Origin of the sequence: Dulcicalothrix desertica PCC 7102, assembly GCF_003991905.1 — a bacterium.
GTDB classification, from domain to species: domain Bacteria; phylum Cyanobacteriota; class Cyanobacteriia; order Cyanobacteriales; family Nostocaceae; genus Dulcicalothrix; species Dulcicalothrix desertica.
On record NZ_RSCL01000057.1, the window covers coordinates 333 to 25,267 of the forward strand.

23 protein-coding genes are annotated in these 24,935 nt (G+C 39.4%); 13 read left to right on the top strand and 10 right to left on the bottom strand.

Translation table 11 applies throughout. From position 1 onward, the window contains the following. Window positions 1–455: 455 nt before the first annotated feature. The 4 genes from DSM106972_RS48890 to DSM106972_RS48905 all read left to right on the top strand — a co-directional run bounded on the left by DSM106972_RS48890 (window position 456) and on the right by DSM106972_RS48905 (window position 3,206). A complete protein-coding gene (locus tag DSM106972_RS48890) occupies window positions 456–1,100 on the top strand; it encodes a hypothetical protein (protein ID WP_127087493.1) in 645 nt (214 codons plus the stop codon). A 194-nt stretch (window positions 1,101–1,294) separates the two neighbouring features. After that, window positions 1,295–2,068 carry a lycopene cyclase domain-containing protein gene (locus tag DSM106972_RS48895; protein ID WP_127087494.1) on the top strand — a complete coding sequence of 258 codons (774 nt, stop codon included), beginning with the start codon at window positions 1,295–1,297 and terminating at the stop codon, window positions 2,066–2,068. A 317-nt stretch (window positions 2,069–2,385) separates the two neighbouring features. Continuing rightward, complete coding sequence (locus tag DSM106972_RS48900; protein ID WP_127087495.1) at window positions 2,386–2,787, top strand: hypothetical protein; 402 nt, start codon at window positions 2,386–2,388, stop codon at window positions 2,785–2,787. Beyond that, window positions 2,787–3,206, top strand: coding sequence for an HNH endonuclease (locus DSM106972_RS48905; protein WP_127087496.1), 420 nt, complete (start codon window positions 2,787–2,789; stop codon window positions 3,204–3,206). Before DSM106972_RS48900 ends, DSM106972_RS48905 begins: the two co-directional genes overlap by 1 nt. Before the next feature lie 171 nt (window positions 3,207–3,377). Here DSM106972_RS48905 and murD read toward each other — a convergent pair whose 3' ends face one another. Beyond that, complete coding sequence (gene murD / locus DSM106972_RS48910; RefSeq protein ID WP_127087497.1) at window positions 3,378–4,757, bottom strand: UDP-N-acetylmuramoyl-L-alanine--D-glutamate ligase; 1,380 nt, start codon at window positions 4,755–4,757, stop codon at window positions 3,378–3,380. Between the two features lie 81 nt (window positions 4,758–4,838). Continuing rightward, window positions 4,839–6,986: a glycine--tRNA ligase subunit beta gene (gene glyS / locus DSM106972_RS48915; protein WP_127087498.1), complete on the bottom strand. Its 2,148-nt coding sequence runs from the start codon at window positions 6,984–6,986 to the stop codon at window positions 4,839–4,841. Window positions 6,987–7,424: 438 nt separating this feature from the next. On the opposite strand from glyS, the gene DSM106972_RS48920 reads away from it, so the two are divergent. After that, window positions 7,425–7,757 (top strand): DUF433 domain-containing protein, encoded by a 333-nt coding sequence (locus DSM106972_RS48920; protein WP_127087499.1) that lies wholly within the window; start codon window positions 7,425–7,427, stop codon window positions 7,755–7,757. A 328-nt stretch (window positions 7,758–8,085) separates the two neighbouring features. Beyond that, window positions 8,086–8,547 (top strand): hypothetical protein, encoded by a 462-nt coding sequence (locus DSM106972_RS48925; RefSeq protein ID WP_127087500.1) that lies wholly within the window; start codon window positions 8,086–8,088, stop codon window positions 8,545–8,547. Here DSM106972_RS48925 and DSM106972_RS48930 read toward each other — a convergent pair. Beyond that, a complete protein-coding gene (locus tag DSM106972_RS48930) occupies window positions 8,513–9,511 on the bottom strand; it encodes a threo-3-hydroxy-L-aspartate ammonia-lyase (RefSeq protein ID WP_127087501.1) in 999 nt (332 codons plus the stop codon). The genes DSM106972_RS48925 and DSM106972_RS48930 overlap by 35 nt on opposite strands. Window positions 9,512–9,944: 433 nt before the next feature. Here DSM106972_RS48930 and DSM106972_RS48935 point away from each other — a divergent pair, with 433 nt between their 5' ends. From DSM106972_RS48935 to DSM106972_RS48950, 4 genes are all read left to right on the top strand, one after another. Then, complete coding sequence (locus tag DSM106972_RS48935) at window positions 9,945–10,415, top strand: excisionase family DNA-binding protein (RefSeq protein WP_127087502.1); 471 nt, start codon at window positions 9,945–9,947, stop codon at window positions 10,413–10,415. A 9-nt stretch (window positions 10,416–10,424) separates the two neighbouring features. Next, the gene (locus DSM106972_RS48940) at window positions 10,425–11,006 is read left to right on the top strand and encodes a VapC50 family PIN domain-containing toxin (RefSeq protein ID WP_267901242.1); all 582 of its coding nucleotides are present in this window, start codon (window positions 10,425–10,427) and stop codon (window positions 11,004–11,006) included. A 509-nt stretch (window positions 11,007–11,515) separates the two neighbouring features. Then, window positions 11,516–11,908 carry a hypothetical protein gene (locus DSM106972_RS48945; protein WP_127087504.1) on the top strand — a complete coding sequence of 131 codons (393 nt, stop codon included), beginning with the start codon at window positions 11,516–11,518 and terminating at the stop codon, window positions 11,906–11,908. Window positions 11,909–11,914: 6 nt separating this feature from the next. Continuing rightward, on the top strand, window positions 11,915–12,277 hold the full coding sequence (locus tag DSM106972_RS48950) for a hypothetical protein (protein ID WP_233787146.1): 363 nt from the start codon (window positions 11,915–11,917) through the stop codon (window positions 12,275–12,277). 43 nt (window positions 12,278–12,320) lie between these two features. Here DSM106972_RS48950 and DSM106972_RS48955 read toward each other — a convergent pair whose 3' ends face one another. From DSM106972_RS48955 to DSM106972_RS48970, 4 genes are all read right to left on the bottom strand, one after another. Beyond that, entirely contained in the window at window positions 12,321–14,567 is a 2,247-nt protein-coding gene (locus DSM106972_RS48955) for a CHAT domain-containing protein (RefSeq protein WP_127087505.1), read from the bottom strand. A gap of 256 nt (window positions 14,568–14,823) precedes the next feature. Further along, window positions 14,824–15,783, bottom strand: coding sequence for a DUF1822 family protein (locus tag DSM106972_RS48960; RefSeq protein WP_127087506.1), 960 nt, complete (start codon window positions 15,781–15,783; stop codon window positions 14,824–14,826). A gap of 36 nt (window positions 15,784–15,819) precedes the next feature. After that, window positions 15,820–16,464, bottom strand: a complete 645-nt coding sequence (locus DSM106972_RS48965; protein WP_127087507.1) for a sigma factor — start codon at window positions 16,462–16,464, stop codon at window positions 15,820–15,822. Between the two features lie 414 nt (window positions 16,465–16,878). Then, window positions 16,879–19,365 carry a GAF domain-containing sensor histidine kinase gene (locus tag DSM106972_RS48970; protein WP_158633026.1) on the bottom strand — a complete coding sequence of 829 codons (2,487 nt, stop codon included), beginning with the start codon at window positions 19,363–19,365 and terminating at the stop codon, window positions 16,879–16,881. A gap of 334 nt (window positions 19,366–19,699) precedes the next feature. Between DSM106972_RS48970 and glmS the strand changes: the two genes are divergently transcribed. After that, window positions 19,700–21,583, top strand: coding sequence for a glutamine--fructose-6-phosphate transaminase (isomerizing) (gene glmS, locus DSM106972_RS48975; RefSeq protein ID WP_127087509.1), 1,884 nt, complete (start codon window positions 19,700–19,702; stop codon window positions 21,581–21,583). A 95-nt stretch (window positions 21,584–21,678) separates the two neighbouring features. On the opposite strand, the gene DSM106972_RS48980 is transcribed toward glmS, so the two are convergent. The 3 genes from DSM106972_RS48980 to DSM106972_RS48990 all read right to left on the bottom strand — a co-directional run bounded on the left by DSM106972_RS48980 (window position 21,679) and on the right by DSM106972_RS48990 (window position 23,270). Next, on the bottom strand, window positions 21,679–22,302 hold the full coding sequence (locus DSM106972_RS48980; protein ID WP_127087510.1) for a Uma2 family endonuclease: 624 nt from the start codon (window positions 22,300–22,302) through the stop codon (window positions 21,679–21,681). 137 nt (window positions 22,303–22,439) lie between these two features. Further along, complete coding sequence (locus tag DSM106972_RS48985) at window positions 22,440–22,964, bottom strand: GNAT family N-acetyltransferase (RefSeq protein WP_127087511.1); 525 nt, start codon at window positions 22,962–22,964, stop codon at window positions 22,440–22,442. After that, complete coding sequence (locus DSM106972_RS48990) at window positions 22,965–23,270, bottom strand: type II toxin-antitoxin system TacA family antitoxin (protein WP_127087512.1); 306 nt, start codon at window positions 23,268–23,270, stop codon at window positions 22,965–22,967. 106 nt (window positions 23,271–23,376) lie between these two features. Between DSM106972_RS48990 and DSM106972_RS54595 the strand changes: the two genes are divergently transcribed. Next, on the top strand, window positions 23,377–23,724 hold the full coding sequence (locus DSM106972_RS54595) for a DUF4258 domain-containing protein (protein WP_233787145.1): 348 nt from the start codon (window positions 23,377–23,379) through the stop codon (window positions 23,722–23,724). Between the two features lie 5 nt (window positions 23,725–23,729). Next, the gene (locus DSM106972_RS54600) at window positions 23,730–24,896 is read left to right on the top strand and encodes an FAD-dependent oxidoreductase (RefSeq protein ID WP_127087514.1); all 1,167 of its coding nucleotides are present in this window, start codon (window positions 23,730–23,732) and stop codon (window positions 24,894–24,896) included. The last annotated feature ends 39 nt before the right edge of the window (window positions 24,897–24,935 follow it).

Here is a 24,935-nt window from a genome sequence, read left to right on the forward strand (position 1 = left end):
GACGGAATGCAGGTTTTTACAAACATCCTGGCTCAATGCCGTAATACACATGAACAATAGTCAGCAATTGCGAAAGCTGAGAATGCTTACGAAGTAATTCGTCCTTTAAAAATCGCCATTCAACGTTTTCAAGCAAGAGAGCATTTTAGAGAAAAGTGTTTTTCTGGTTTGCAAATAGAGTCTAGTCAAATTCCGATAATTGTTGATGGTATTGATTTATTAGCTGCTGATTTTAACTTAGAGCTTACGCAAAGAACTTTTAAGGAACAGCATGATATTTTCGATTTCTAGCGTTACATTACCAAATTGCAAGTCGGTGCCTCTACAATAATTCAGTCTTAAGGTAGATGTAATATAAAAATGCTGTTAAAGATTGCTTATTTTACAACAATACATTAATCTAACGAGTGTAATTAGTTACAATCACAGTTTTGTAAATTTAGAATACAAGATTTATGCGCTCTATTTTTAAAGTAAATACATGGCTTGTAGCAGCAGTTGTGTCAGTCGCAAGTGTTGGAATGAGTTGGCAAAAAAGTGATGCTCAAACTATCTTTGACTTCGATACATTCTATGACACAGAGGTTATTCTACAACCCATCACATCTGACCTAACAAGGGCATCTATCACAGGTAGTAATCCGAATGCTCCTTACGGTCTTACTAATTTTAGTAGTACAAACTATAGTCAATTTAATCCTGCAACAGGTACGTTTACCTTTGTTCCGGATGCTGCACAGTTTGGTGTACAAGGTTTGCCAGTTGGTATGGATATGTACTTCGGCGCCAATGCTGACAAGTTAGTCGGTTTGAGTAATGCAACTGCGGTTATTGACAACGTAAACGGTGTGCTGAATGGTTCGGGAACCGTGACAATAACAGGTGGAGAAGGTAGATTTGCAGGCGCCACTGGTTTTTTCAGCTTTACCGAAAGTGAACCACTTAACGCAGACCCAACGGCGCCTTTAAGAGGTCGAGCATTTTTAAAAGGTTCGTTTCAAATTCCCAAAACAGTACCAGAACCCAGAACCGACATGACCCTGGTTAGTGCCGGGTTAATTGGTATTGCTTTTCTAATGCGTCAATATATAGATAGATAAACAAAAAGCCTAATTATGATAATTAGGCTTTTATGGGGTAAGTCCCCGTCACGTTCAGATTATAAGTTCAGTATAGTGTTGTTTATCTTGATTATTACTACAAGCGCACCAGTGGCGATTTCGGAAAATAACTACAATATGTTTTGACAAATTCTTAAAAACTTTAAATTGACAAAAAAGCTTGTACCTTTATTATGAGTTACTTTACATTTCACCTTATCTTTATCTTTCCACCAATTTTAGTACTTGCATGGCTTCAACGAAGACCTTTTGCGGACATTGGAGGATATCGGGCAAAGCTTGCGCTTCCTCTCATTGCGCTCATGGCTTTGATTTACACTACACCTTGGGATAATTATTTAGTCTTTCGAGAAATTTGGGGATACGGTATTGGTCGGGTAGTAGGTACTATTGGTTACGTGCCAATTGAGGAATACTTGTTTTTCTTGCTTCAGCCTATTCTTACTGGACTATGGCTGTCCTTTTTGCTATCTCGTAAAAGTGAGCCAGTACAAAAAGAGTCTTTGTCTAGCCTAAAAGTACTGTTACCTATATTTGGCGCCGCATTAACTACTACAGGTTTTTTGATGTTGCAGTGGGATAACACCTTATACTTAGGACTAATTTTAGCTTGGGCTACTCCGATATTGGCACTGCAATGGCTTCTTGGTACATCAACATTATGGGCAATGAAGCGAATTTGGCTGTTAGGTGTCATTGTTCCAACACTATATCTATGGGTTGCTGACCGTATTGCAATTGCTAATGGTATTTGGCACATTTCCGACAAATACACAACAGGGTTCCAATTATTTGGACTACCTATCGAAGAAGCTACTTTTTTCCTTGTCACTAACTTATTGGTCATTCAAGGTCTTTTACTTTTTCTATTACTTGAAATACCACATATGGAAGCTGAAGAAAATGGCTTATCCCGCACACAAGCTGGTCAAAGTGAAACTACCTAAGCTTAATTCTGCAATAATTCTGCCAGCGTATCCTGAAGTTAAAAGCCCAGTTATTATAACTAGGCTTTTTACGGGGTAAGTCCCTTTATGTTTCGATTATCAAGTTCAGTATAGTTTTTTTTGTCTTAACTATTACTACTAGAGCGTTGATGCCCAGTATAGTGTTTTTATCTTAAGTATTACTACCAGTGCGTTGATGCCTATTTCGGAAAATAACTACAATATGTTCGAGTCAGAAAATCTTCTCGCTTGGCATCTGCCATTCGCAGTACTAGTGATAAAACGCTAAAATAGAAGCAAACAAGGTCAACTTTCCTATGACTGCACCAACATCCATTCGTGAGAGAGCAATTGCGCTGCTGGAACAATTACCAGGAGAATCTTTAGAACGGGCAGTTGAATTCTTGGAAGCCCTTTCTCATGAAGCTTTCAAGGTATCGGAGGCGCCAAAGTCTGAAAAGGGTGAAGCTACCTTACTTCAAATTATTCAAAACCGTTTGTCTCCCGAAGAACAAAACAGACTTACTTATTTGCGTTTACAAAATGAGGCTGGAGAAATTACGGACACAGAGCATCATGAACTACTTATGTATATTGAGCGCGTCGAACAGCAAGATGCCAAACGCGCAGAAGCATTGATTCAACTTGCTCAACTTCGTAACGTTGATTTAAAAATGCTGATTGACGAGTTCTTGCCTAAACATAGCGGCATAATGTGATGTCAAGAACTCCTGAATCAATGAAGCGTCTTGTTGCTACTCGCGCCCGTGGTTACTGCGAATATTGTCGTTGCTCCGAACAATTTGCTACTGAAACCTTTACTGTTGAACATATAAAACCCAAGCAAGCAGGTGGTGAGACAGTTTTAGAAAATCTTGCTTGGAGTTGCTTTGGCTGTAATGGTCATAAACATTCCAAAGTAAAGGCACTCGACTTAGAAACAGGAGAAAAAATTGCATTATATAATCCTCGGCAACAAGTTTGGAGTGAGCATTTTGAATGGAGTAATGATTTTACACAGGTTATTGGTAAAACACCTTGTGGCAGAGCAACAGTTGAAGCTTTGCATTTGAATCGCTTTGGTGTTGTTAATTTGCGTCGTTTGCTGAGAAGTGTAAATTTACATCCACCTGAGTAAAAAGAGGTAGTTAGAAGATAAGTCAAACTTTTTTAGCTATGAAATAATTCAACGTCAAAGCTGACAAGGAAATTTCCGCCTACTTCAAACTCCCCTCTCTGTGTACTCTGTGTCTCTGTGGTAAATATGTATAATGTTATTATTTTGGGTTACGCTTGCGCTCCACCCAACCTACTGCCTGACAAACTCCTGACATACTTTGCGGAAGTCATCACCACGCACTTCAAAATTAGGATATTGGTCAAAGCTTGCACATGCTGGTGATAGTAAAACTACTGCTGCTTGATGTTGCTTTGCTAACTCTGCGGCTCTTGGTACAGCCTTCTCTATAGTTCCCGCATCTTCAAAGTTAGTATATCCAACTTCTTGCAAACGCTGACTAAAAAACGGCGCCGCGTTACCAATTAAAACAACTGCGGCTGCTTGTTGTTGTATTTTTGCTAGCCATGCAGTATCATCACCTTCTTTTGCTTCTCCACCAGCAATTAATATAGCAGGACTTTTTACTGATGCTAAACCAACTTCGGCAGCATCGTAATTAGTTGCTTTACTATCATTAATAAAATCAATTCCTTCCCAAGTACATATATATTCCAAGCGATGTGGAACACCAGGAAACTCGCTAACACCTTTATGAATAGCTTCTGGTTCTATACCTGCTAACCTTGCTGCAGCTACAGACATGAGTAAGTTTTGTAAATTATGGGCGCCTACCATTCGCAGTGCTGACGCCTCTATTATTTTTAATGGTTCAGAAGATATTTTTTCTATTACCCAACCATCTTCAATATAAAAACCTTTATCACCTATAAGCTGTTCTTTGCCGTGAATACTTGTCCAATATCCATCTGACCACTGACTGGCGCCTATTTTACGCAAGTACGGGTCATCACCATTGAGTACTTTTAATTCAGAGTTATGTAGTAATTTAGCTTTAATATTATAGTAATTTTCAAGCGTTTTGTGACGTGCGAGGTGGTCGGGTGTAAAAGTTGTCCAAATACCTATTCGCGGAGCAAAGGTAGAAGATGACTCTACTTGATAACTACTAATTTCACCAATAACCCAATCTAATTTATTATCGTTCTCAGCTTTTTCAAATTCTAAAGCAACTTCTGTAGCTGCATAGCCAATGTTACCGCACGCAGGCGCCTTTAATTGTGCTGCTTGAAAAATTGCTGCTGTTAATGCAGTTGTCGTTGTTTTACCGTTAGTACCTGTGATACCAACCCACGGTACTGTATTGAGATGGCGCCATGCAAGTTCCATTTCGCCAATGGTTTCTATGCCCATTTCGCGCGCTTTCACTAAGACAGGAATATCCCAAGGGACACCGGGACTAACAACTATTAATTTCGGTAAATTGTTATCGAGTTGTAAAGTATAACCCAGTTTAACTGTGATTTGTTCGGCTGCTAATTGTTCTTGTTGTTTGAGTAGGTCGGGGGAGGTTTTAGAATCACCTAATTCTACCTCCCAACCTTCTCGTTTCAACAATCTTGCCGCAGCTACACCGGACTTTCCCAATCCTATAACATGGGCTTTGGACATAGACTGTATTATTTCCCTGGTTAAGCCTTTTTATATTAGCGTTAATTTGTTACATCCGCAAAGCTTTTTTTTACATTGTTGTTAACTTTTTACGATACATCCAAAGTCCGCTAAAACACGGGCATGATTTCGCAGCAAACCCAGCGTATTTAGCCTGTTGCGTTTAATATCTGGATTGGGGTCCATAACTAAGACACTTTCGGCGCCGTCAAAATAAGTACTTACAGTCGGGGCAATTTGCTGTAACGCTGCTACAAGCTTCTCGTAGTCGCGTGATTTTTGTGCTGCAGTAGTTTGCGGCAGTAAATTTACTAGTGAGTTATAAAATGCTTCTTCGGATGGTTTCTGAAATAATTCTTTACTCACAAGCTGCGTTGGGTCTAACTGTTGAAAGTCCAAGTCACCTTGTGCTGCTAACCTCGTAGAACGGTTAACGGTTTCGTAAATTTCGCTTAACCTACCATCGTTGCGAATTTGTTGCAAGAAAGTGGCGCGGTTTCTAACATCTAGTAAATCCTGTAATGCTCTTTCTGTATACTCTGGGTCTTCCCCTAACACAGCATTTACCAAGTCATAGTCGATTTGTTTTTCCTCTTGCAGTAACGTCTTTACTCGTTGCAAGAAGAAATCTTTTAGAATGGGAATCAATTTCGCTGCATCCTTATTATATGCAGTTGCAAAATCGTTAACTACTTGTTCAAGTAACTGAATTAGATTTATTGTTAAATCTCCTGCCCAAGTTATATTAACTATCGCATTTGCCGCGCGTCGTAGTGCAAACGGGTCAGACGAACCAGTAGGAATCATTCCCAATCCAAATATACTTACCAAAGTATCCAGACGGTCAGCTAAACCAACAACTTGCCCCGTTAGAGTTTGCGGCAAAATATCATCAGCATTGCGTGGTAAATAGTGTTCAAAAATTGCCTTTGATACCGCTTCGTTCTCTCCAGATACCGCAGCATATTTTTCACCCATTACACCTTGCAGTTCGGGAAACTCGTAGACCATCTGGCTAACCAAATCCGCTTTGCATAACAGTGCTGCCCTTTGAACGTCTTCGCTATCTTTCTGTGATAAATTTAGTTGTGTGGAAATATACTTAGCAACTTGGCAAATTCTATCAACCTTACGTCGCACAGAACCCAAATCTTCTTGGAAAGTTACAGTTTCCAAGTTCGGCAAAAAGCTTTCTAACTTTTTCTCAATGTCTTTATCATAGAAGTAACGACCATCAGCAAGACGCGCGCGTATAACTCGTGCATTACCCACTGCAATTACATCCGACTTTTTCGGGTCGCCATTCGATACAGTAATAAAGTTAGACAGGAGCTTCCTTTTATCTTCACCTTCAAAAACAGGGAAATAACGCTGGTGTGTCACCATCACCGTTGTAATAACTTCCGTTGGTAACTCCAAAAACTCTGATTCAAAATTACCAACTACTGCCGAAGGATACTCGACTAGGTTAATAACTTCCTCTAATAAATCAGAGTAAATTTCAGTGGCGCCGTTTTTACCACTAGCAGCAGCATACACTTGCTCTTTGATTGTATTACCACGTTCAGCAGCATCAACAACAACATACGCTGTCCGCAAAGTTTCCACATAATCATTCGCATGGGCAATATTCACATCTTCCGGATGCAACACCCTGTGTCCGCGCGAAGTTCGGTTACTAATAACTTTCTCCGAACCATTATCTAACTCCAACGGTAACACCGCATCATCTAACAATGTTACCAACCAGCGAATAGGTCGAGAAAAACGCGCGTCACCATCACCCCACCGCATCAACCGTTTACCTTCCAAACTAAAAATCCATTGTGGGACAAGTTCGGTAAATATTTCTGCAACAGGGCGCCCAGGAATACTTTTTTTAACAAAGATAAAATCACCCTTATCAGTTGGACGCACCTCAAAAGCGGATATATCCACCCCTTGCTTTTTCGCAAAGCCTACCGCAGCAGGTGTAGGCGCCCCATCTGAGTTAAAAGCATTTTTCGCAGGTGGTCCTTTTATTTCCTCTTCTCTATCAGGTTGCTGTACAGGTAAACCTGTTATTAACACCGCTAACCGTCGCGGAGTTCCATATATCTTTACTGTCTCGCAAGCTAAACTATTTTCATCAAGAGTTTTTGGGATACGCTGCTCCCACTGCTTCATCGCACTGCTCACAAAACTTGCTGGCAGTTCTTCTGTACCAACTTCCAATAAAAAACTAGGCATAGGTTTATGTTTAGCATTCAGTCAATTTCATAAGTTTACCTTGCCTGTGAAAAGTATGAAAATTCTTGTGGAACAGCCTTCCCAGGCTGTGCTTTTCATGTACTTTTATTTACCACAGAGACTATTAGGGCACAGAGGTAATTTGGCAACGGATACAACGGATGTAACGGATAGTTGATTTTAAATAACTAGACACTTGGCAATGTAGCTTTACTTACTGCTAGCAAGTAACCAAAATCCAAATCAACTGTTAATAAAATTCGCCTTTTCTTGGCTAAGGTATACCTATTATCCTTGTACTAAACAAAACTAATATACTGCTAAAAGGCACCTTCCAAACGGTTTTGGCACCTTGACCCCAAATATAGCTATTCTCATAAAAATAAATACCTTGATATAGTAGACATTTATAGCTTGTTAAAAATCTCGGTAAACAAAATGCCTCTAACTGACTTACAACAGCAACTTCTGGCATTAGACCCTGCCGAAAAAGCTGAAGCTATTCGACTATTGACTCAAAACTTGAGCAATGGTTCGCGAGGAATTACAAAAACACCAGGTGTGTGTGGCGGTGATGCATGTATTGCTAAAACCCGTATTCCTGTCTGGAGCCTCATTAACTATCGCCGTCTTGGCGCCAGTGATGCCACTATTTTAGAAGCTTTTCCACATTTAACTGCAGTCGATTTAGTTAATGCTTGGGCATACGCAGAAGCTCACCAGTCAGAAATCGAACTGGCAATTAGAGAAAATGACGAAGTGATGCAATAAAGTGTTTAAGCCGTGGCAAAATTTTACGCTGACGAACAATTTCCCCATCCTACAGTTAAATTCCTAAGAAACCTTGGACATGTGCAATATTTAACACCACCATAAATAATATAAATCTAATTTAAACCTTCTTAATCCTCGGTTGGGTTTTTACTCTCGTTCTTAATGCTTTGGTTGTTGTAGGAATCGAGGATTGGAATACTAGTAAATTGACGAGTAAAATATATATAACATGTTATAACGGGAGAAACCATTCCCACCGTTTACCTCAAAACCGAAGATTATCTCTGTGAGAATGTCGAATTCGCTCTTCAAGAAATGAAAAATTATGACATCTGAAGCAAGCCAACTCTTTGTTTCTTTCTGGCATATTTGTCTCGATAACTTGCCAGTAGGACAGTTTCGCCATCGTCTTCTACATTTAGAAGAGGCACAAACCGTAATTTCCCAAGCGCGGCAACAAAAACAGTTTTATTGTGTCAGCGATGATGATTTACTTGCCCCATACCATGAACAAGCCTTGAATAAGCATCGGGAGCTATGTGAAGTGCTGCAATCTTCTTTTGATATTAACATCACACTTCAAGATTTTGTTTTGAATAGCGCAGAGGATTCAGAGGAACCCTTCTACTCAATTACACCGCTTCAAATTGTTCAAGTACAAAAGAATCGAAAGCTATTAGTGATTACCTGCTCCTATAAATGGTTAGGAGTAGAAGAAAAAATAGAGACAGCATTCAAAGTCTCACCGGATTCTATCGAATTTCATTTATTTGAGCAAAATTGCTAACCTGTTTTAAATCGACATTACCACCGCTAATAATAACCCCAATACGCGCGTTGGCTGCACTGACAATTCCCTCCAGCAAAGCAGCAGTAGAAAGCGCTCCTGTTGGCTCAACTACTATTTTGAGCCGTTCCCAGAGAAAAAACATGGCTCGTAGCAACGCCTCATCAGATACTGTAACCATGTCGTGGACGTAGTGCAGTATTAAAGGAAAAGTAAGGGCGCCAAGAGAAGCAGTGCGGGCGCCGTCAGCAATGGTATCAGGATTGTGAACCGTTTGCAGAGTTTTGCTATGGAAAGAGCGGGTGGCATCGTCCCCCTTTTCTGGCTCAACACCAATAACTTTGCATTTGGGGGAGAGGTTAGCAGCACTGATAGCACTTCCAGATAGCAAACCACCACCACCGCAGCAGACCAGCAGTAAATCTAGAGAACCCACCTCCTCAAAGAGTTCAAGAGCAACTGTACCCTGTCCAGCTATAATATGAGGGTGGTCGTAGGGTGGTATCATAGTCAAACTACGCTCTTGCTGTAAGCGACCAGCTACCTCTTCTCGTGTAGTTTTGTAACGATTGTAAAAAATTACTTCTGCACCGTAGCTTTTGGTTGCAGTCTGCTTCACTGCTGGGGAATCCTCTGGCATAACTATCGTAGTATGGATTCCTAACAACTTACCTGCAAGTGCTACAGCTTGGGCATGGTTTCCTGAAGAATAGGTAATAACTCCACGATGCTTCTGTTCTTCTGATAGTTGTATTAGAGCGTTATATGCTCCTCGGAATTTAAAAGACCCTGTACGCTGGAAATTCTCGCACTTGAAAAATACTTGGCTTTTGGTGCGGTCGTTGACTGTTTTTGACGTAAAAACCGGAGTCAGTAGTGCTTGACCTTTAATGCGTGTTGCCGCCGCTGCAATATCCTCATAACTAACACCTTCTCGATTTTTATCTCGTTCTATTTTGGTCATAAGTTTAGTTGCACCATTGATATTTGACTCAACCGAGTTACGCATCTAATTCTAAATTATCCGGCGCCGACGCACGCATAAGGTCAAAGTTAAGAGGTTGTTTGAAAAGTTGTATTTGATACGCAATTCTTGGATTAATCCCCCCTGACCCCCCTTATTAAGGCTACCGTGTACACACAACTTTTTGGCATCGGGAGCAGGGAAGCACTTTGGCAGGGGAAGTACGGAAAATCAAGCAATTGGAGAGTTGGGGGAATTCGCAACTGTGGCGCCTTTCGTAAAATTTTTTTCATTTTCGATACAAAATCCTCTGATGCTGAAAAATCATACTTTGATTTCCGAGCTATTTCGTTTGTTTCGTTTATTTCGCTAATTTCGTATTCATGTTATAATATATATACAGCAAATTCTTTATTAATCAAACAAACCCCAAATGACACTTTCTGTAAACCGAAGTATCAAGCAATTAGCACCCACACATGAGGATGTAGCACTTGCTAGAGTTAGTAGTCAAATCTTGGCATTGTATTCACAAAAACACCTCTCTCATGGGAAGTTCAAGCTAATCTCAGATGATGGAGAGGAAGAAATTGTCACTATACCTGCTGCTGCATTAAACTCGCTTGTAGAAATTTTGAAACAAATTGCCGCAGGTAACAGCGTTAGTATAGTTTCAACTAAAAAGGAAATTACAACTCAAGAAGCTGCTGACCTGCTGCAAGTTTCTCGTCCTTATTTTGTTGAATTATTAGAATCAGGGAAAATACCTTACCGTAAAGTCGGCACACGGCGCCGGGTTTTAACTGAAGATGTAATTAATTATAAAAACCAAATTGACGCAGCACGAATGCAAACTCTGGCAGAGTTGGCAGCGCAAGCACAAGAACTAAATATGGGGTACTAGGTTACAAACGTGTCTTTAACTGCTATTTATGATGCCTGCATTTTATACCCAGCCCCACTAAGGGATTTTCTCATGTGGCTGGCACTTAGGGACTTATTTAAAGCCAAGTGGACAGAAGAGATTCATTCAGAATGGATAAGGAATGTTTTGAAAAATCGTCCTGATTTAACACTTGAACAGTTAACTCGGACAAAAAATCTTATGAATGCCAATGTTCGAGATTGCTTGGTAACTGGTTATGAATCTTTAATTACAACAATCAATCTTCCCGACCCGGACGACCGTCATGTATTAGCAGCTGCTATTCACAGCCAAGCTAATATTATAGTTACTTTTAACTTGAGCGATTTTCCTGCAAAAGCCTTACAACCTTATGGTGTTGAAGCAGTTCATCCAGATGAATTTATCCAAGATTTAATCGACTTGAATTCAGAAGCCGTTTGTACTGCTGCTCAAAAACAACGCCAAACTCTTAAAAATCCCCCTAAAACACAGGCAGAGTACCTTGATACACTTCTAAATACAGGACTTAAACAAACAGTGGCAACACTGAAATTAGTGTGTGTAGAATTTAACAAACTTGAGCCATAAGAGAGACTTTTTCAACCGTTCGGAATAACCTTGTCTATTATTTTACAACAACAGGGCGCCTACCCACATTATTTGCTAATCCTGCTTAAACTTCATTTGAGCAAAGTGGTCTTGCAGCAGTTTGTGGATGAAGCGGTAACGACCACCAACACGCTGGAGGAATAATCGCTCTGTGCAGTAGTTGAGGAAGCGCGCGTAGTTCCAAGGAATGTATACTAAGAACGGGTTAAAACTTTACTTTTAAAATAAACGAAAATCTTTAAGATGCTTCGTGCCTCAGCATGACAAAAGTATACATTTCACCCGTTCGCAGTATAACCGCTAAAGTAGAGAATAAGGCTTAGCGTGAAGTGTTTAATGACGGGTGTTTCACATCTGAGTATTGATCAGAACAGTGAACAACCTCATGTTGGTCAAGCTTTATGTGGTCGGGAACGCCCTCGTTAATTGCCGATAAGACTTTTGTTCGTGTTAAGCTAGTACCAATAAGCTAAATTGATTTGAGTTATATGACCGTGCGAGCGTTAGCGAAACCCTCCAGCAGTGATATTACAGTGACATTGAAGCGGCTCGTTGCTCTTTTAGAAGAGGATGAGACGGATGAGTATGGAATTTTACAACCGAGCCAAAAAGCCTTTAAGTTGGCAATGCGGTTGGTCGTGGATGCTTATGAAGCAATTGGAGATTTGTTTCCGAGGGCTTCGGTTTCGACGGATGAAAAAGGCGGCATTCGATTAACATGGAGTAAACAGGCGCCTGATGCCGAAGTTCGGTTGGTTTGCCCTGCGGATTTAGAACAACAAGCTTATTTATACCATGAGATGGGAGACAACTACGCCGTCGAACGGGATGTGACAGCATCTATGTTAGTGTATTGGTTGGAGTGGCTAAACCAAGCATGAGCCAGTTTGAGCCATTATTCAGAGGATGCAGTTGTTTATCGGGCACTGTTACGTAAACAATGGATTGATGAGGACACAGGGAAGGTTAAGGCAGATGCCTATTTCCTTCGACCAGGAGAGCCAGGACTTTCGGTCAATCTTGCCAGTGTATGTTCTCCAGAACAGTGCGTTGGGTTGTTTCGCAAGTGTTATGGAGTGGCAAGTCTTGAAGTTAGGTACGTTCGCTCAGTTGGTTTGGATGTGGAGCAAGATTCTGCGAACCATGCCAATATCATTGGTTTACCCTACCAAGAGGATGATTTAGCCCTTGCGGAACGATTGGCAGGTTTGCTGGCGAAGCGTTCGCACATCGTATGGCAACCAAAGTAATGTGGTTAAACTTTATTTGTTCCTTTACCGTGTTCCAAATTCGCTAATCCTGCTTAAACTCCATTTGGGCAAAGTGGTCTTGCAGCAGTTTGTGGATGAAGCGGTAACGACCACCAACACGCTGGAGGAATAAGCGCTCTGTGCAGTAGTCGAGGAAGCGCGCGTAGTTCCAGGGGATATAACCGCTGAAGTACTGAAGGCGATTTGCTGTAGAAGTCAAACGCTGCCATTCTTCAACAGATATTTCTTTAGATGCTAGAACAGTAATGCTGAGTAGTAAGGGTGTTTTAACTAACTCTAGCAAGTCTATGTCACTACTAATAGTTGACCACAGTTCTATATATTCAATGCTGCCTAGATAAGCACAAATTTGATTATTTGTTAAAGGTTGTAGGTAAATAGCACCGTTAAGTTGCAATTGAGTAGCGTAGTTACTATATTCCTCTATTCGACTACAAACGACTAGATAAAACGGTCTAATGTCGCCTGCTAAAAACTTGTTAATTGCCAGAACACAAAGTTCTTGACGTTGTGCTTCAAGTTCATCTAAACCATCAAGTAATGGTAGCAATTGACGTTTATTTACCCACTCTTTACCAAGTTTTTTTGATACACCATACTTAGATTTCAGTTCTGCCAATAACCAATCAGCTAAAGATAGGCGGTCATCTTTCCATGAGGACAAGTTAAATAAAACTGGAACCGGATAGTTAGGCTGTTCTTCTGCACGTTTTATTAATTCTTGAGCTAGTTCTAATTGTGTAGTTGTTTTACCCGAACCAGGCGCCCCTAAAATTAACAGTTTCCCTACAATTTCTTCTGAGTCAAAAACTTCCAAAATAGTTGTGGTATCTGGGAGAGGTTCAGCAGGCTTTAAACCAATTTTTATCTCAGCATCCCAAGGTCGCTTCACCTGTTGGGGTTGTGACTCTTTACCTAAATTAATCAGTACGGTATTGTGTAGCGACTGCCTTAACCGTGCTGTAACTTCCTCTTTGACTGCGGCTAATAATATCCGCTGATTCTCTGGTCGAGCAGGGTTGCCCACGGTCGCCACTGCTTGCTGACCAAAGCAAAAATTCCAAATCCCGGCGCCAATTCGCCTAGAATTAACATTTTCACGGTTAAGATGGGGGTTAACATCCCAGTTAGCACCATGTATCCTCCCACCAGTCCGCAATTTTTCCCACGTTGGTGGTATTACAGCAGAATTTTGACAAATAACTGGTAAATATTTTGCACCGGGATACTGCTCGTTAAAGTCTTCCAGCCTTAAGCGCGCTTCTCGTACCGATGCATACAGCGATTGATTATTACAGGCTAATGCTGTTAAAAAGTGTTTTAAAAATGTTTTGGCAACTGCATCAGGTACAGGTTCACGCATGACTATCATTTGACGAATATTTAGTTCAGCTAGTTGGTTAGCCAAACCCAAACCATCACAGGAATTAAAAATTGCCAATTGTAAACCACGAGAAATGGCTTTTTTGAGCGCTTCAAATAGTTCCGTTATTTTTAAGCCCTGAGCTAACTCGTTGAGAATAATCTCCCCATCTTGACCATCATCCGAACTGGAACTATGACCTGCAAAAAAGAAAATATCCCAGCCTTCTTCAAGCCAAAGACATTCCCGTAACTCTTGTGGGGAAGGTTGTTCAAGGAATTTAAGTTCGGCGCCAAGCTGCTTTAACTTCTCCAGTTCTTCCTGGTCAAACGTAATATCAATTTCTTGACAACCATCAGCTACAGTACTTGACCCTAACACAACAAGGATTCTCACCTTGTTTGAATTCAAGGCAGGTAAATCACCAGGGGTTGCAAAAGTAGTTGGACTCAGAGCAATCTCTGCCTTGGGGTAGTTGTCTGCAAACAAATCCCAAGCTTGCCAAGGAAGACGACGTAAAATTGGGTATTGAGTTTGAATAATAACCCGAATTTCTTCTTCCTTATTTAAATGCTGCTGTAAACCATCTCGAATTTTTTGCCATTCCCTATCCCCAGAATTATTAAGCCAATCATTGAGATAATAAACAAAGTTGTTAACTGCGTTACTTTTGGAAAAGTTAGTTGTCCCAGCTTGTTTTGCTTTAATGCGCGAATTTTCATCTGTATTAAAAACTCGGCGCCACTCATCATTTAACTGTTGTGGCATGTCGGGGTTAGCTGGTAATCTACCAGTAATTTGCCCTCGTGTTTCAATCGTATCTCCATCCAAGCCAATCTGGACAGTACAAGCAAAACCCCGTTGAAAATCTCCCTCTGGTAATTGCAGAATAACTAACTTTCCCATTACTGTTACCTTACTTACTTTGTGGCATTTCGGGGTTTGCTGATTAATTTACCAATAATAGGTACCTCCTTATTCGCTCCGCTACTGTGTACACACAAATCTCTAAAAAGCACCTTTCTTCTCTTTCTTTGTGTTCTTTGTGACGAGAGTGGTTTATCCTCTTGATGGAACCACAAAGACACAAAGGGCACAAAGGGGGGATATTGAGGAGGATTATTTAAAGATGTTTGTACACGGTAGATTAGCTCCGAGGGGCTTACAGTATAAAATTTTCAATTATACTAACATCTTCTAAAGCCAATTTGACTTGAAATTCGTCTCCAGGTCGTCCTTCTTCTAGTTCTAGCTGCATCCAGTTGTCAGCACTTCTGGCAAAATTTTCGCTTATAAGGTTGCCATCACTACTCAGTACAATTAACTGTAACCCTTGTGGTAAATAAATGCTGTCACCAGTCGGATATACCCGCAAACGAATATCCACCGACCCTGACGCTTGTGTAGTTAATTGAATAACTAGAGCAACTTTGTGAGATGATAGTTGTATTCCCAGGTCAATCACTTTGGCGCCACTAACACTAACTTCTTGGGAATTTGGCTCTTGAACTTTCGGACGAATTGCACTGCGGTATGCAGGAGATAATACTAAATCAGGAGATTGCCAATCTGATGTAAATAAGTTTTGCAACCACTGCCCCAAATGTACTACCGTTTGTTCTATTACAGAAGGGTTGGGGGAAACTTCTGCAACAGGTTGTAAATGTTCAATTAAATCAGCCAAAGATTGTAATTTACTTAATGGTAACTCTTCAGTAATAACTTCTTTGACAAACCCTAATAATGTTGCTGACTTGGAAGATTCATCAATTTCCACCACAACATAACCAATTCTCTCATTCCAAACGGATGGTGGAATTTTAACTGTTTTTGCCCCAGGTAAAACTGGACGACATTCTAGTTTCCCAACACCTGTAATTTCTAAATCTGCTGCATCTAATAGCAAATGCGAGAGCGAATTCCAACTATCACTATGCTCTAAATCTGTCTCCACCTCTAAATATTGACAGTAAAAGTTAACCGCATATACAGCCAAAGTATTAAGATAAACCTGCCTAGATTTATCTAAATCTTTCTGCTTACCACTCAACTGTCGGGCAAAATGAAATGCCTGTGCAGTTAAAGAAACTTGAAAATGTAACGTTTCGTTGGTGTAATTCATAATGTGCGTTTTTACCTCAATTGGTTTACAAGTAAATTAGTTGTGATAATAATTTTGGTAATATTCTTGAATTTTAGGAATAAAATATTTGACACAGCGTTGATAAAAACTGCTGAGTGTTGATACTTTTATTGCCCATTCATCAGACATATGGTTCCAAGATTGTTTCGCCAACCGACGTAAGGCAATGGCTTGAAAATTTGCCTGCGGATGACTTTTAATATGCTCAACTTTAAATAAATTATCTGGGTCTTCTCTCAAAATTTCTTGTAATATCTCCTCACAATCAGGCAGAATTTGCGGTTGTGGAAGTGTATCTAAAAGTGTTGTCCCCGACTCACCAGCGTTAACAGGTTCATCTAAAGATGCTTGTTGGTTTCTCGTATAGCGTCTAATCGCATCTATAAAACGCTTACCTAAGATAAAATTTACCCAAGCCATTACCGTCCCAACTTCTGGGTCATATTTCTCGATTTTTCGTGAAATATACAACCATGTTTCTTGCAAAGCTTCGATATACACATCTTCTGGATAGTTATATCTCCCCTTACAAAAAAGCCTTCTCGAATTCTGAATTTTACTGGCAAGTTCAGAAAGCGCAAGCTGTCTAGACTTACTTTTGGGTGGAAATTGTTTGGCAGTAATAGCCAGATGTTCTAGCCTAATGTCCAGTGCATCCATAGCGTTATTTACTTTATAGGTATGCTGTTGTTTATTTTCCCAGTTGGTGGTACACGCTTACGATAAAGGCTTCTTTGTATTGAGTTTTAGCATCACAGATGGCGGTTCTACTCCCATAAAGCTTGTTCTCCTTGTTTTCACACAAGAATAACTGCGTATTGAGTAACCCGCTTTTATGCAGGATTGAAAAATTTTTCTATATTTTTATGGCGCCTCCCGTTTCCAATAACGTTATTGCAACACGTTACAAAACTTAATACGGGAGCAAGGAAGGCGCCTCTTCTACATAGCAGGATAACACCGTGTTGGGTGGCGCCGACACTTGGAAGCAGGCACTACCCTACACTATGGGCGAGTAAAGATAATCTCGAAGCATAGGAGGTAATAGAATGAAGAAAAATCCTCATAAGCGTCTTAAGAGTGTGGAATGTTTTTTCTCATTGGAATTTCAATCACAAACGAGGCGCCATTGCCTACAGTGGAAAAACATTTCAATGAACCCCCGTGGTATTGCGTAACAATTTGATAACTGAGAGATAAACCCATACCCGTATTTTTTCCAACATCCTTGGTAGTAAAAAATGGGTCGAAAAGTCTTTGCTGAAGATTATCTGGTATTCCCGGCCCATTATCAGAAATTTTGATGACAATATTGTTATCAACTTTCTGAGTACAAATACAAATACTAGCTTCAGGAATATTAGCGTCTTCTAAAGCATCAACAGCATTCACTAAAATATTCATAAATACCTGATTTAACTGACCTGCATAGCATTCTAATAGCGGCAAGTCCCCATACTCTTTAATTATTTTTATTTGCAAACGGTCTGATTGTTTTTGCAAGCGATGTCCAAGAATTAACAAGGTACTATCAATACCCTCATGAATATCAACTGCTTTAAATTCAGCCTCATCCATACGCGAAAAATTTCGCAGCGACTGCACTATTGTTTTAATTCTGTCTGCTCCCACTTTCATTGAACTCAAAAGTCTCAGTAAATCGCTCATTACAAAATCTAAATCTAGAGAATCTACCTCTGTTTGTATTTCTGCAACTGGTAGAGGGTAATGTTTTTGATATAAACGAATTAGAAGTAGCAGGTCATCAATATATTGTTTTGCTGGTTCAATATTGCTGTAGATAAAGCTGGTAGGATTATTGATTTCATGAGCAACCCCAGCAACTAATTGTCCCAAAGAAGACATCTTTTCGCTTTGGATAAGTTGAGTTTGGGTATTTTGCAATTGAGAAAGAGTTTCCTCAAGACGTAATGTTTTTTCATTTAGCTCTTGAGTTCTTTCCCATACTTTTCGTTCCACAGAAGAATAAAGAAGGGCATTTTCGAGAGCGATACCAGCTTGAGCGGAAAGTATCTTTAATACCTCAACTCTTTCTGGTGTAAACGCTCCTGTAATTAAATTATTTTCCAAATATAGCAAAGAAATCAACTTACCTTGATTGATAATTGGGATGCAAAGCAATGATTTCAAGTGTCGGGAGACAATATAGGGGTCATTAGTAAATTTACCTGAGAAAGCTGCATTATCTAAAATTACATCCTGCTGCAAGCTACACACAAAATTGATTACTGTTTGCGGCAAAGATTGAAAGCTGTCTACAGATGTTTTAGGAAAAACTATTACTTGTTCGTAATTTACAGACGCAGAAGCAGCTATTTTTAATTTTTCCCCTTCTACGAATAAAATAAAGCCAGTTTCGGCGCCAGCATTTTCAATCAGAATTTTTATCAAAGATGCTAATAATTTCTCTAAAACAATTTCACTGGAAATAGCTTGTGCTGTTTTTAGTAAAGTTATCAAATCAAGAGCAGTTTTATTTGTTGAAGTATAGCTGGTTGTCAAAGTTGTATTTTGCTCTGTATTACTTGCTTTTGCTACTGCTAAATCTGGATATTGTGTTTCTAAATCTTCTACTTTTCGCGTCGCTCCCCAAATTTGGTAGCAGTGATGAGCTTTTCTCAGATAAATTTGAGCAAAATCTTCTTTACCTTTAGCCAACCAATATTTTGCTGCAAGTTCCGAAGCTAAAGCTTCATTTTGAACAAAACTATTTTCTTCAGCTTTAAATATAGCTTTATCATATAATTCGATAGCTTCTAATTTACCATAAATTCTAGCTAATTCCGCCTCAACTAACAGATATTTGTGAAGAAAGTTTTCCGAACTATTCTCTGCCATCAACCGTAATTGTTTCTGATTCTCATTTATTTGGCTGAGATAATTTTCTTGCTCTTGCTTTGTAACGTTAGGATATACAGCAGCTAAAATAAGGGAATAGTAAAAGTTATGCTCCCCTACCGAAATTACACCGGGAATATCAGCAAGAATATTTTTAGCTTCTAACACATACTTTAAAGCAGACTGCGGTCGATTAAATAAATACTCCACTTGAGATTTTAAGACTAAATATGGACAGATAAATAGAGTTATTTGGCGCCGCTTACAATCTTCAAAATGTTCTATTTCATCTTTGTATTTTCCAAGATTATCAACATGCATCAAGTTTGCTAATATTAACTGGCAACCAATTATTGTATCAATTGCAGGTTGATTTTTTACCTTCCGAGAAAAAGTTAAATAACTATCTAACTCTTCTAAGTATTTTTGTAGATTGTACCCTTGGTAAAAACGATTGTAAGATTGATATAATAATGTATAAGAGGCAAATTGATATTCTCCACAATCTAAACCTGCATGGTAAGCTTCTTGAGTTAGTGCGTGAGATAAATAAAGAGGCTGGCGCCAATGACTTATATGACCAGACATCACCTCTAAAGTCAAAGTTTTTTGGACTAAGTTATTAAACTTATCACTTAATTTTACACCAAGATTACTAAATTCATAAGCTGATTTATAATTGTTAAAAATACTGCATTGCATAATACCATAACAAGCAAACATGTAAGCCGATTCAGCGACAAAACCATATTGCAGCGATAAGTTAACTGCTATTGTATTGTAAAAATTTATTAATAACTCTGCTCAATAAAGATGGTACATATAATCAGCGTTGCAGTTCTCTTCCTATAGGAGGAGTGTGAAAACCGAACATAAGTATTGAAGTGGTTAATTTGTAGGCTGTGTAACAAAGTCAGGTACTGGCGCCACATAAAATAATTTAGGGTATAAATCGGCATCTTTGCCTGTAAAATTCCACCAGTTATGATATCTATGGATACGTGTTTAATTTGTCCTCATAGCATGGTGTGAATCAATGTGCGGAATCGTTGGTTATATTGGCACTCAAGCAGCGACAGAGATATTGCTCTCTGGTTTGGAAAAGCTCGAATATCGTGGTTATGATTCTGCGGGAATTGCTACGATTTTAGAAGGTGATATCAATTGTGTACGCGCGAAAGGTAAGTTACACAACTTACGTTCCAAGTTGGAGTCGATAGAAAACCCTGCTCAAATTGGTATAGGTCATACACGCTGGGCAACACACGGAAAACCCGAAGAATATAATGCTCACCCCCATATGGACACACCTAACCGTGTGGCTGTAGTACAAAATGGTATCGTTGAAAATTACCGAGAGTTACGTGAGGAACTCAAGAGTTTTGGTGTTGAGTTTCGTTCGGAAACCGATACAGAGGTTATTCCGCATTTAATTTCTAGATTTCTACAAGAGGAAATTGCTTTAGGGGAAGCATATTCACCCTTCTTTGAAGCAGTTCGTAAAGCAGTTGGTCAACTTAATGGCGCCTTTGCTATAGCTGCTGTTAGTGCTGATTTTCCTGATGAGTTAATTGTAGTGCGTCAACAGGCGCCTTTAGTAATTGGATTTGGGCAGGGTGAATTTTTCTGTGCATCTGACACACCTGCAATTGTTTCATATACGCGCGCGGTATTACCACTTGATAATGGTGAAATAGCCAGGTTAACACCGTTGGGTGTGGAAGTTTACGATTTTACGGGTAAGCGACTGAAGAAACAACCTCGCTTACTCAACTTGAGTCCAACAATGGTTGAAAAACAAGGATTCAAGCACTTTATGCTCAAAGAGATTTATGAGCAACCAGGTGTTGTGCGTGCTTGTTTAGACGCTTATTTTACAGAGACTCCAAATAATGAATCACCTATAAATTTAAGCATTCCCAGCGAATTTTATGCTGATTTAGAACAAATCCAAATTGTAGCTTGTGGTACTAGTTGGCACGCCGCACTTGTGGGTAAATACTTACTAGAACAACTAGCGCAAATTCCAACTCAAGTCAGCTATGCTTCTGAATATCGCTATGCACCCGCACCCTTAACTGCTAATACTTTAACTATAGGTGTTACCCAGTCAGGTGAAACAGCTGATACATTAGCAGCACTAGGAATGGAAAGAGAACGGCGCCAAGGTCGTGAACCTAAGTATCAAGCAAGGCTTTTAGGTATAACCAACCGTCCAGAAAGCACCCTTGGACATTCAGTACCCCATATTATTAGTACATTAGCAGGAATTGAGATTGGTGTAGCTGCTACAAAAACATTTATTGCCCAATTAATGGCATTTTATGCACTGGCAATTGATTTAGCATATCGGCGCCAGAGCCTTCCTGCTGAAAAAATAGAAGATATAATTAACGGGTTGCGTCAAATACCTAAAGAAATCGAAGCAACATTAGAAAAACAAGAACAACTGAGCGAAACATTGGCACATGATTTTGCCGATACCCAAGATGTTATATTCTTAGGACGTGGAATAAATTTCCCAATCGCTTTAGAAGGCGCCTTAAAACTCAAAGAAATCAGCTATATTCATGCAGAAGGTTATCCCGCTGGAGAAATGAAACACGGTCCAATCGCATTACTAGATGCAAAAGTACCAGTAGTTTCCATTGCCGTACCTGGTGAAGTATACGAAAAAGTAATTTCTAACTCCCAAGAAGCCAAAGCGCGCGACTCTCGTTTAATAGGAGTAACACCAATAAGTGACGGTGAAGCAGGAGAAATATTCAATGACTTACTACCCATAGCCAACGTTGATGAAATATTATCACCTATCCTCACCGTAGTACCATTACAACTACTCGCTTATCATATAGCCGCGCGTAGAGGTTTAGACGTAGACCAACCACGTAACCTAGCAAAATCTGTAACCGTAGAATAAATTTAATTCTCCTGTATTGTGGAATGGGCATCCTTGCCCGTTCCATTCTAAGGGTGCTTGCTTGGATGCCTACCCCACAAGAAAAGTAGCCAACACTACTCTTGACTTGTATCAAAAACAACGTCTTCATATAACAGAGAAATTGGAAAATTAAAGTCTACACTCGTTAAACAAACCTCAATTTCATCTACTTCTGTATTTGTTACTTTTATTGTTTCATCTGTTTCATCAATTAAATATGACGTTAACTCCCACTTACCTCGTTCGTTAATGCGGTAACACTCTAAACATATTTTTTCCGCATCAATTAGAACATATTCTTTGAGTGTTTTCAAACGACGATAGTGCCTAAATTTGGTACCACGGTCATATGCTTCAGTACCAGGAGAGAGAACTTCAACTATTAAGCAAGGAAATTGAACAATTTTACGAGATGTTAAATCTCGTTCATCGCAAGTTACCATCACATCAGGATAATGATATGGGCCTTTCTTAGATATACCAAGCTTTGCATCTGCCATAAAAACTTTACAACCCTTACCTCGAAGGTGGTTTTTCAAAGCAGACGCTAAATTTAATGCCACAGAGTTATGGGGAAGAGTCCTACCTGTCATCGCAAAAACTTCACCATTGACGTATTCGTATTTAATGGGTTGCTGTTCTTCCCATGAAAGATACTCCTGGGGAGACATCGGTATAAAATTAGTACTAGCAATCATGGTGAAATATCTCTAATCAAATAATTGTTTCCGCGTGCGGGCAATTTCCCCATCTAATTTTACCCTTTCCTATTGTATTGGGCGCCAGTACTCTGTCCCCTAATCCACAAACAAAGCATCAAGTTGTTACAATCTGCTTACTCAAACATCACGGCTATAGTTGTCATTGGTAGAAATAGCCTGTAAAGATAATCGGGAAAACGAATAAAATCGTAATGCTCGTAGAAAGAACGCGCTCTATCGTCCTTCGCACTTACTACTACAGCCATTGTGGCAATTTCATTTTTTAGACAACGTTTGAGTGCATCCATTAACAACGCTTCACCCAAACCCTTGTTACGATAGTTTTGATCAACAGCTAGACGACCCAGAAGCGTTGCGGGAACATCTGGATATTTCGGAAGTTTTTTAACAATTTCAGTAGGTAGTTCGTTAATCTTAATACTAGTAGCGCATAAAGTATAATAACCAGCAATGGCGCCAGAATTTTTTTCAATCAAGACAAAAGGGGCAGCTACTAGTTTACGAACATCTTGGAGAGCTTGCTGTTTTAAATAGCGGTCTAATGCTTCAATACTGCAACAAAAAGCTCCCCGGTCATGTTGCTTACTTAGAGATTCTACAAAATAATCAAAGCTATCAACAGTATCAGAATCGCTCACTTATGCACCCATTTTTTGTTTATACGATTGAGCAGCAGACCGTAATTTCGCGCTAGGAGCAGGCGGGTTGAGGAGTGCTTCGACAAAAACCTCTTGGTCGCGTTGGCTCAAAATCATTATTTCGTGTTCTTGAATAGCTTGTTTTGCTGCGGTTTGAAGGCTGCTAATCACAAAATCTGTTAGCGTTAGTCCTAAAATATCAGCCGCGCGCTGAAACAATTCTTTTTGCTCTTTACTAAGACGAGCCTCCAAGCGTTCAGTTTTTGAACGCCCCGGTTTTTCATTAGAGTTTGTGACTACAGTCATGTTTCGCCTCTAAACATATAAGTTAATTTGATTATAACCTAATTTGTCCGGCTTTTTGCCGTACAATCAATCATGTGTTAAATAATTATTTTTATTGGAGATTACCATGATTGAGACAACCCGTTCTTTTAATCCAGATTGGGTATCTCCCCCTGGTGATGCAATAGCAGAGTTTTTAGAAGAGCGTGACTGGACACAAGCGCAGTTGGCAGAGCGTTTAGGCTATACCACAAAACACATTAGCTTGCTCATTAACGGCAAAGTTTATGGGGAAATAATAGAAGAGAATATAGATGATGAGCCTTTTCCTAGTTATTTAATATTTGATTATGTAGATGGTAAACCAATTCACGTTGTATTTTCTTATGATGAATCTACAGACACAGGGTATGTTGTGACAGCTTATGTTCCAGATTTAAATGTTTGGTCAGATGATTTTAGAGTTAGGAGGTAAAAATAATGAAATGTGTAATTTGCAAGCATGGGGAGACTAAACCTGGTTTAGTAACTGTGACTTTGGAAAGAGATGAATCTATTGTTGTAATAAAAAAAGTGCCAGCAGAAGTTTGTAATAACTGTTTATTACTATATGGACATGCTAAAGTTTGCCCATATACTAGTTTTGAATATTTACATATGAGTAATTCTCAGAAGCATCCCCAAGCTTTAGTTATTGGTGCTGGTGTTAATGGACTAACATCAGCCTTATGTTTAAAAAAAGAAGGTTTTAATGTTACTGTGATTGCAGAAAATTTGGCGCCGGATATCACTTCTGTTATTGCGGGTGCGTTGTGGGAGTATCCACCAGCAGTTTGTGGACATCATCGTAATGAGGAGTCTCTTGCCCGTTCAAAAGAATGGTGTATGACTTCATATGAAATATTTGAAAAACTTGCATCAAAACCAGAAACTGGAGTACGAATGCGTCCTGTTGTGTTTTTCTTCAAGCATCTAATTGAAGAGAACCAGAAAGAATATAATAAGATGCTTGAGTTCAAAAATAAAGTAAAAGGATTTGAGCGTAATTCAAATTTAATTAAAGAGAATAATATTAATACTCGTTATGAGTTGAAAGATGCATATACTTTTATCGCTCCTATGGTGGATACTGATATGTATATAGACTGGTTGGTAAAATGCGCTCTTGATTCAGAAGTTAATATTATTCAACAAAAATTATCTGGAAGTTTATTAGAGCAGGAAGAGCATTTAAAAGCTGTATTCGGCGCCGATGTTATTGTTAATTGTAGTGGTTTAGGTTCAACTGAACTAGCAAACGATGATACTATGTATCCTTTACGTGGAGCATTAGTGCAAGTTGAGAACGATGGCAAAACAATGGCGCCTGTCTTAAAATCTTATTGTATGTCATTTGATAGCTCTACATCTGACCAGGATATGATTTATATAATTCCTAGAGGAGATGATAGGCTTTTACTAGGTGGATTAGTCGAACCAGACGAATGGAGTACTGATATTAAGCTTAATGATTATAAGCCTGTACGCGATATATTAGAACGATGCATAGACTTTTTACCAATTCTTAAAAATGCAAATATTGATAAGCAAGAACCTGTAAAAGTAGCAGGGCAAACGCATCTTAAATGGGCTGTGGGCAAGGAATAGCGGTCAGACAGTAATGCCGATTCTATTCAAATACAACTA

Bases quoted from the DNA above. Each gene is read 5' to 3' on its own strand.
- DSM106972_RS48890 (WP_127087493.1), top strand. From the start codon at position 456: ATGCGCTCTATTTTTAAAGTAAATACATGGCTTGTAGCAGCAGTTGTG.
- DSM106972_RS48895 (WP_127087494.1), top strand. From the start codon at position 1,295: ATGAGTTACTTTACATTTCACCTTATCTTTATCTTTCCACCAATTTTA.
- DSM106972_RS48900 (WP_127087495.1), top strand. From the start codon at position 2,386: ATGACTGCACCAACATCCATTCGTGAGAGAGCAATTGCGCTGCTGGAA.
- DSM106972_RS48905 (WP_127087496.1), top strand. From the start codon at position 2,787: ATGTCAAGAACTCCTGAATCAATGAAGCGTCTTGTTGCTACTCGCGCC.
- murD (WP_127087497.1), bottom strand. From the start codon at position 4,757: ATGTCCAAAGCCCATGTTATAGGATTGGGAAAGTCCGGTGTAGCTGCG.
- glyS (WP_127087498.1), bottom strand. From the start codon at position 6,986: ATGCCTAGTTTTTTATTGGAAGTTGGTACAGAAGAACTGCCAGCAAGT.
- DSM106972_RS48920 (WP_127087499.1), top strand. From the start codon at position 7,425: ATGCCTCTAACTGACTTACAACAGCAACTTCTGGCATTAGACCCTGCC.
- DSM106972_RS48925 (WP_127087500.1), top strand. From the start codon at position 8,086: ATGACATCTGAAGCAAGCCAACTCTTTGTTTCTTTCTGGCATATTTGT.
- DSM106972_RS48930 (WP_127087501.1), bottom strand. From the start codon at position 9,511: ATGACCAAAATAGAACGAGATAAAAATCGAGAAGGTGTTAGTTATGAG.
- DSM106972_RS48935 (WP_127087502.1), top strand. From the start codon at position 9,945: ATGACACTTTCTGTAAACCGAAGTATCAAGCAATTAGCACCCACACAT.
- DSM106972_RS48945 (WP_127087504.1), top strand. From the start codon at position 11,516: ATGACCGTGCGAGCGTTAGCGAAACCCTCCAGCAGTGATATTACAGTG.
- DSM106972_RS48955 (WP_127087505.1), bottom strand. From the start codon at position 14,567: ATGGGAAAGTTAGTTATTCTGCAATTACCAGAGGGAGATTTTCAACGG.
- DSM106972_RS48960 (WP_127087506.1), bottom strand. From the start codon at position 15,783: ATGAATTACACCAACGAAACGTTACATTTTCAAGTTTCTTTAACTGCA.
- DSM106972_RS48965 (WP_127087507.1), bottom strand. From the start codon at position 16,464: ATGGATGCACTGGACATTAGGCTAGAACATCTGGCTATTACTGCCAAA.
- DSM106972_RS48970 (WP_158633026.1), bottom strand. From the start codon at position 19,365: ATGCAATGCAGTATTTTTAACAATTATAAATCAGCTTATGAATTTAGT.
- glmS (WP_127087509.1), top strand. From the start codon at position 19,700: ATGTGCGGAATCGTTGGTTATATTGGCACTCAAGCAGCGACAGAGATA.
- DSM106972_RS48980 (WP_127087510.1), bottom strand. From the start codon at position 22,302: ATGATTGCTAGTACTAATTTTATACCGATGTCTCCCCAGGAGTATCTT.
- DSM106972_RS48990 (WP_127087512.1), bottom strand. From the start codon at position 23,270: ATGACTGTAGTCACAAACTCTAATGAAAAACCGGGGCGTTCAAAAACT.
- DSM106972_RS54595 (WP_233787145.1), top strand. From the start codon at position 23,377: ATGATTGAGACAACCCGTTCTTTTAATCCAGATTGGGTATCTCCCCCT.
- DSM106972_RS54600 (WP_127087514.1), top strand. From the start codon at position 23,730: ATGAAATGTGTAATTTGCAAGCATGGGGAGACTAAACCTGGTTTAGTA.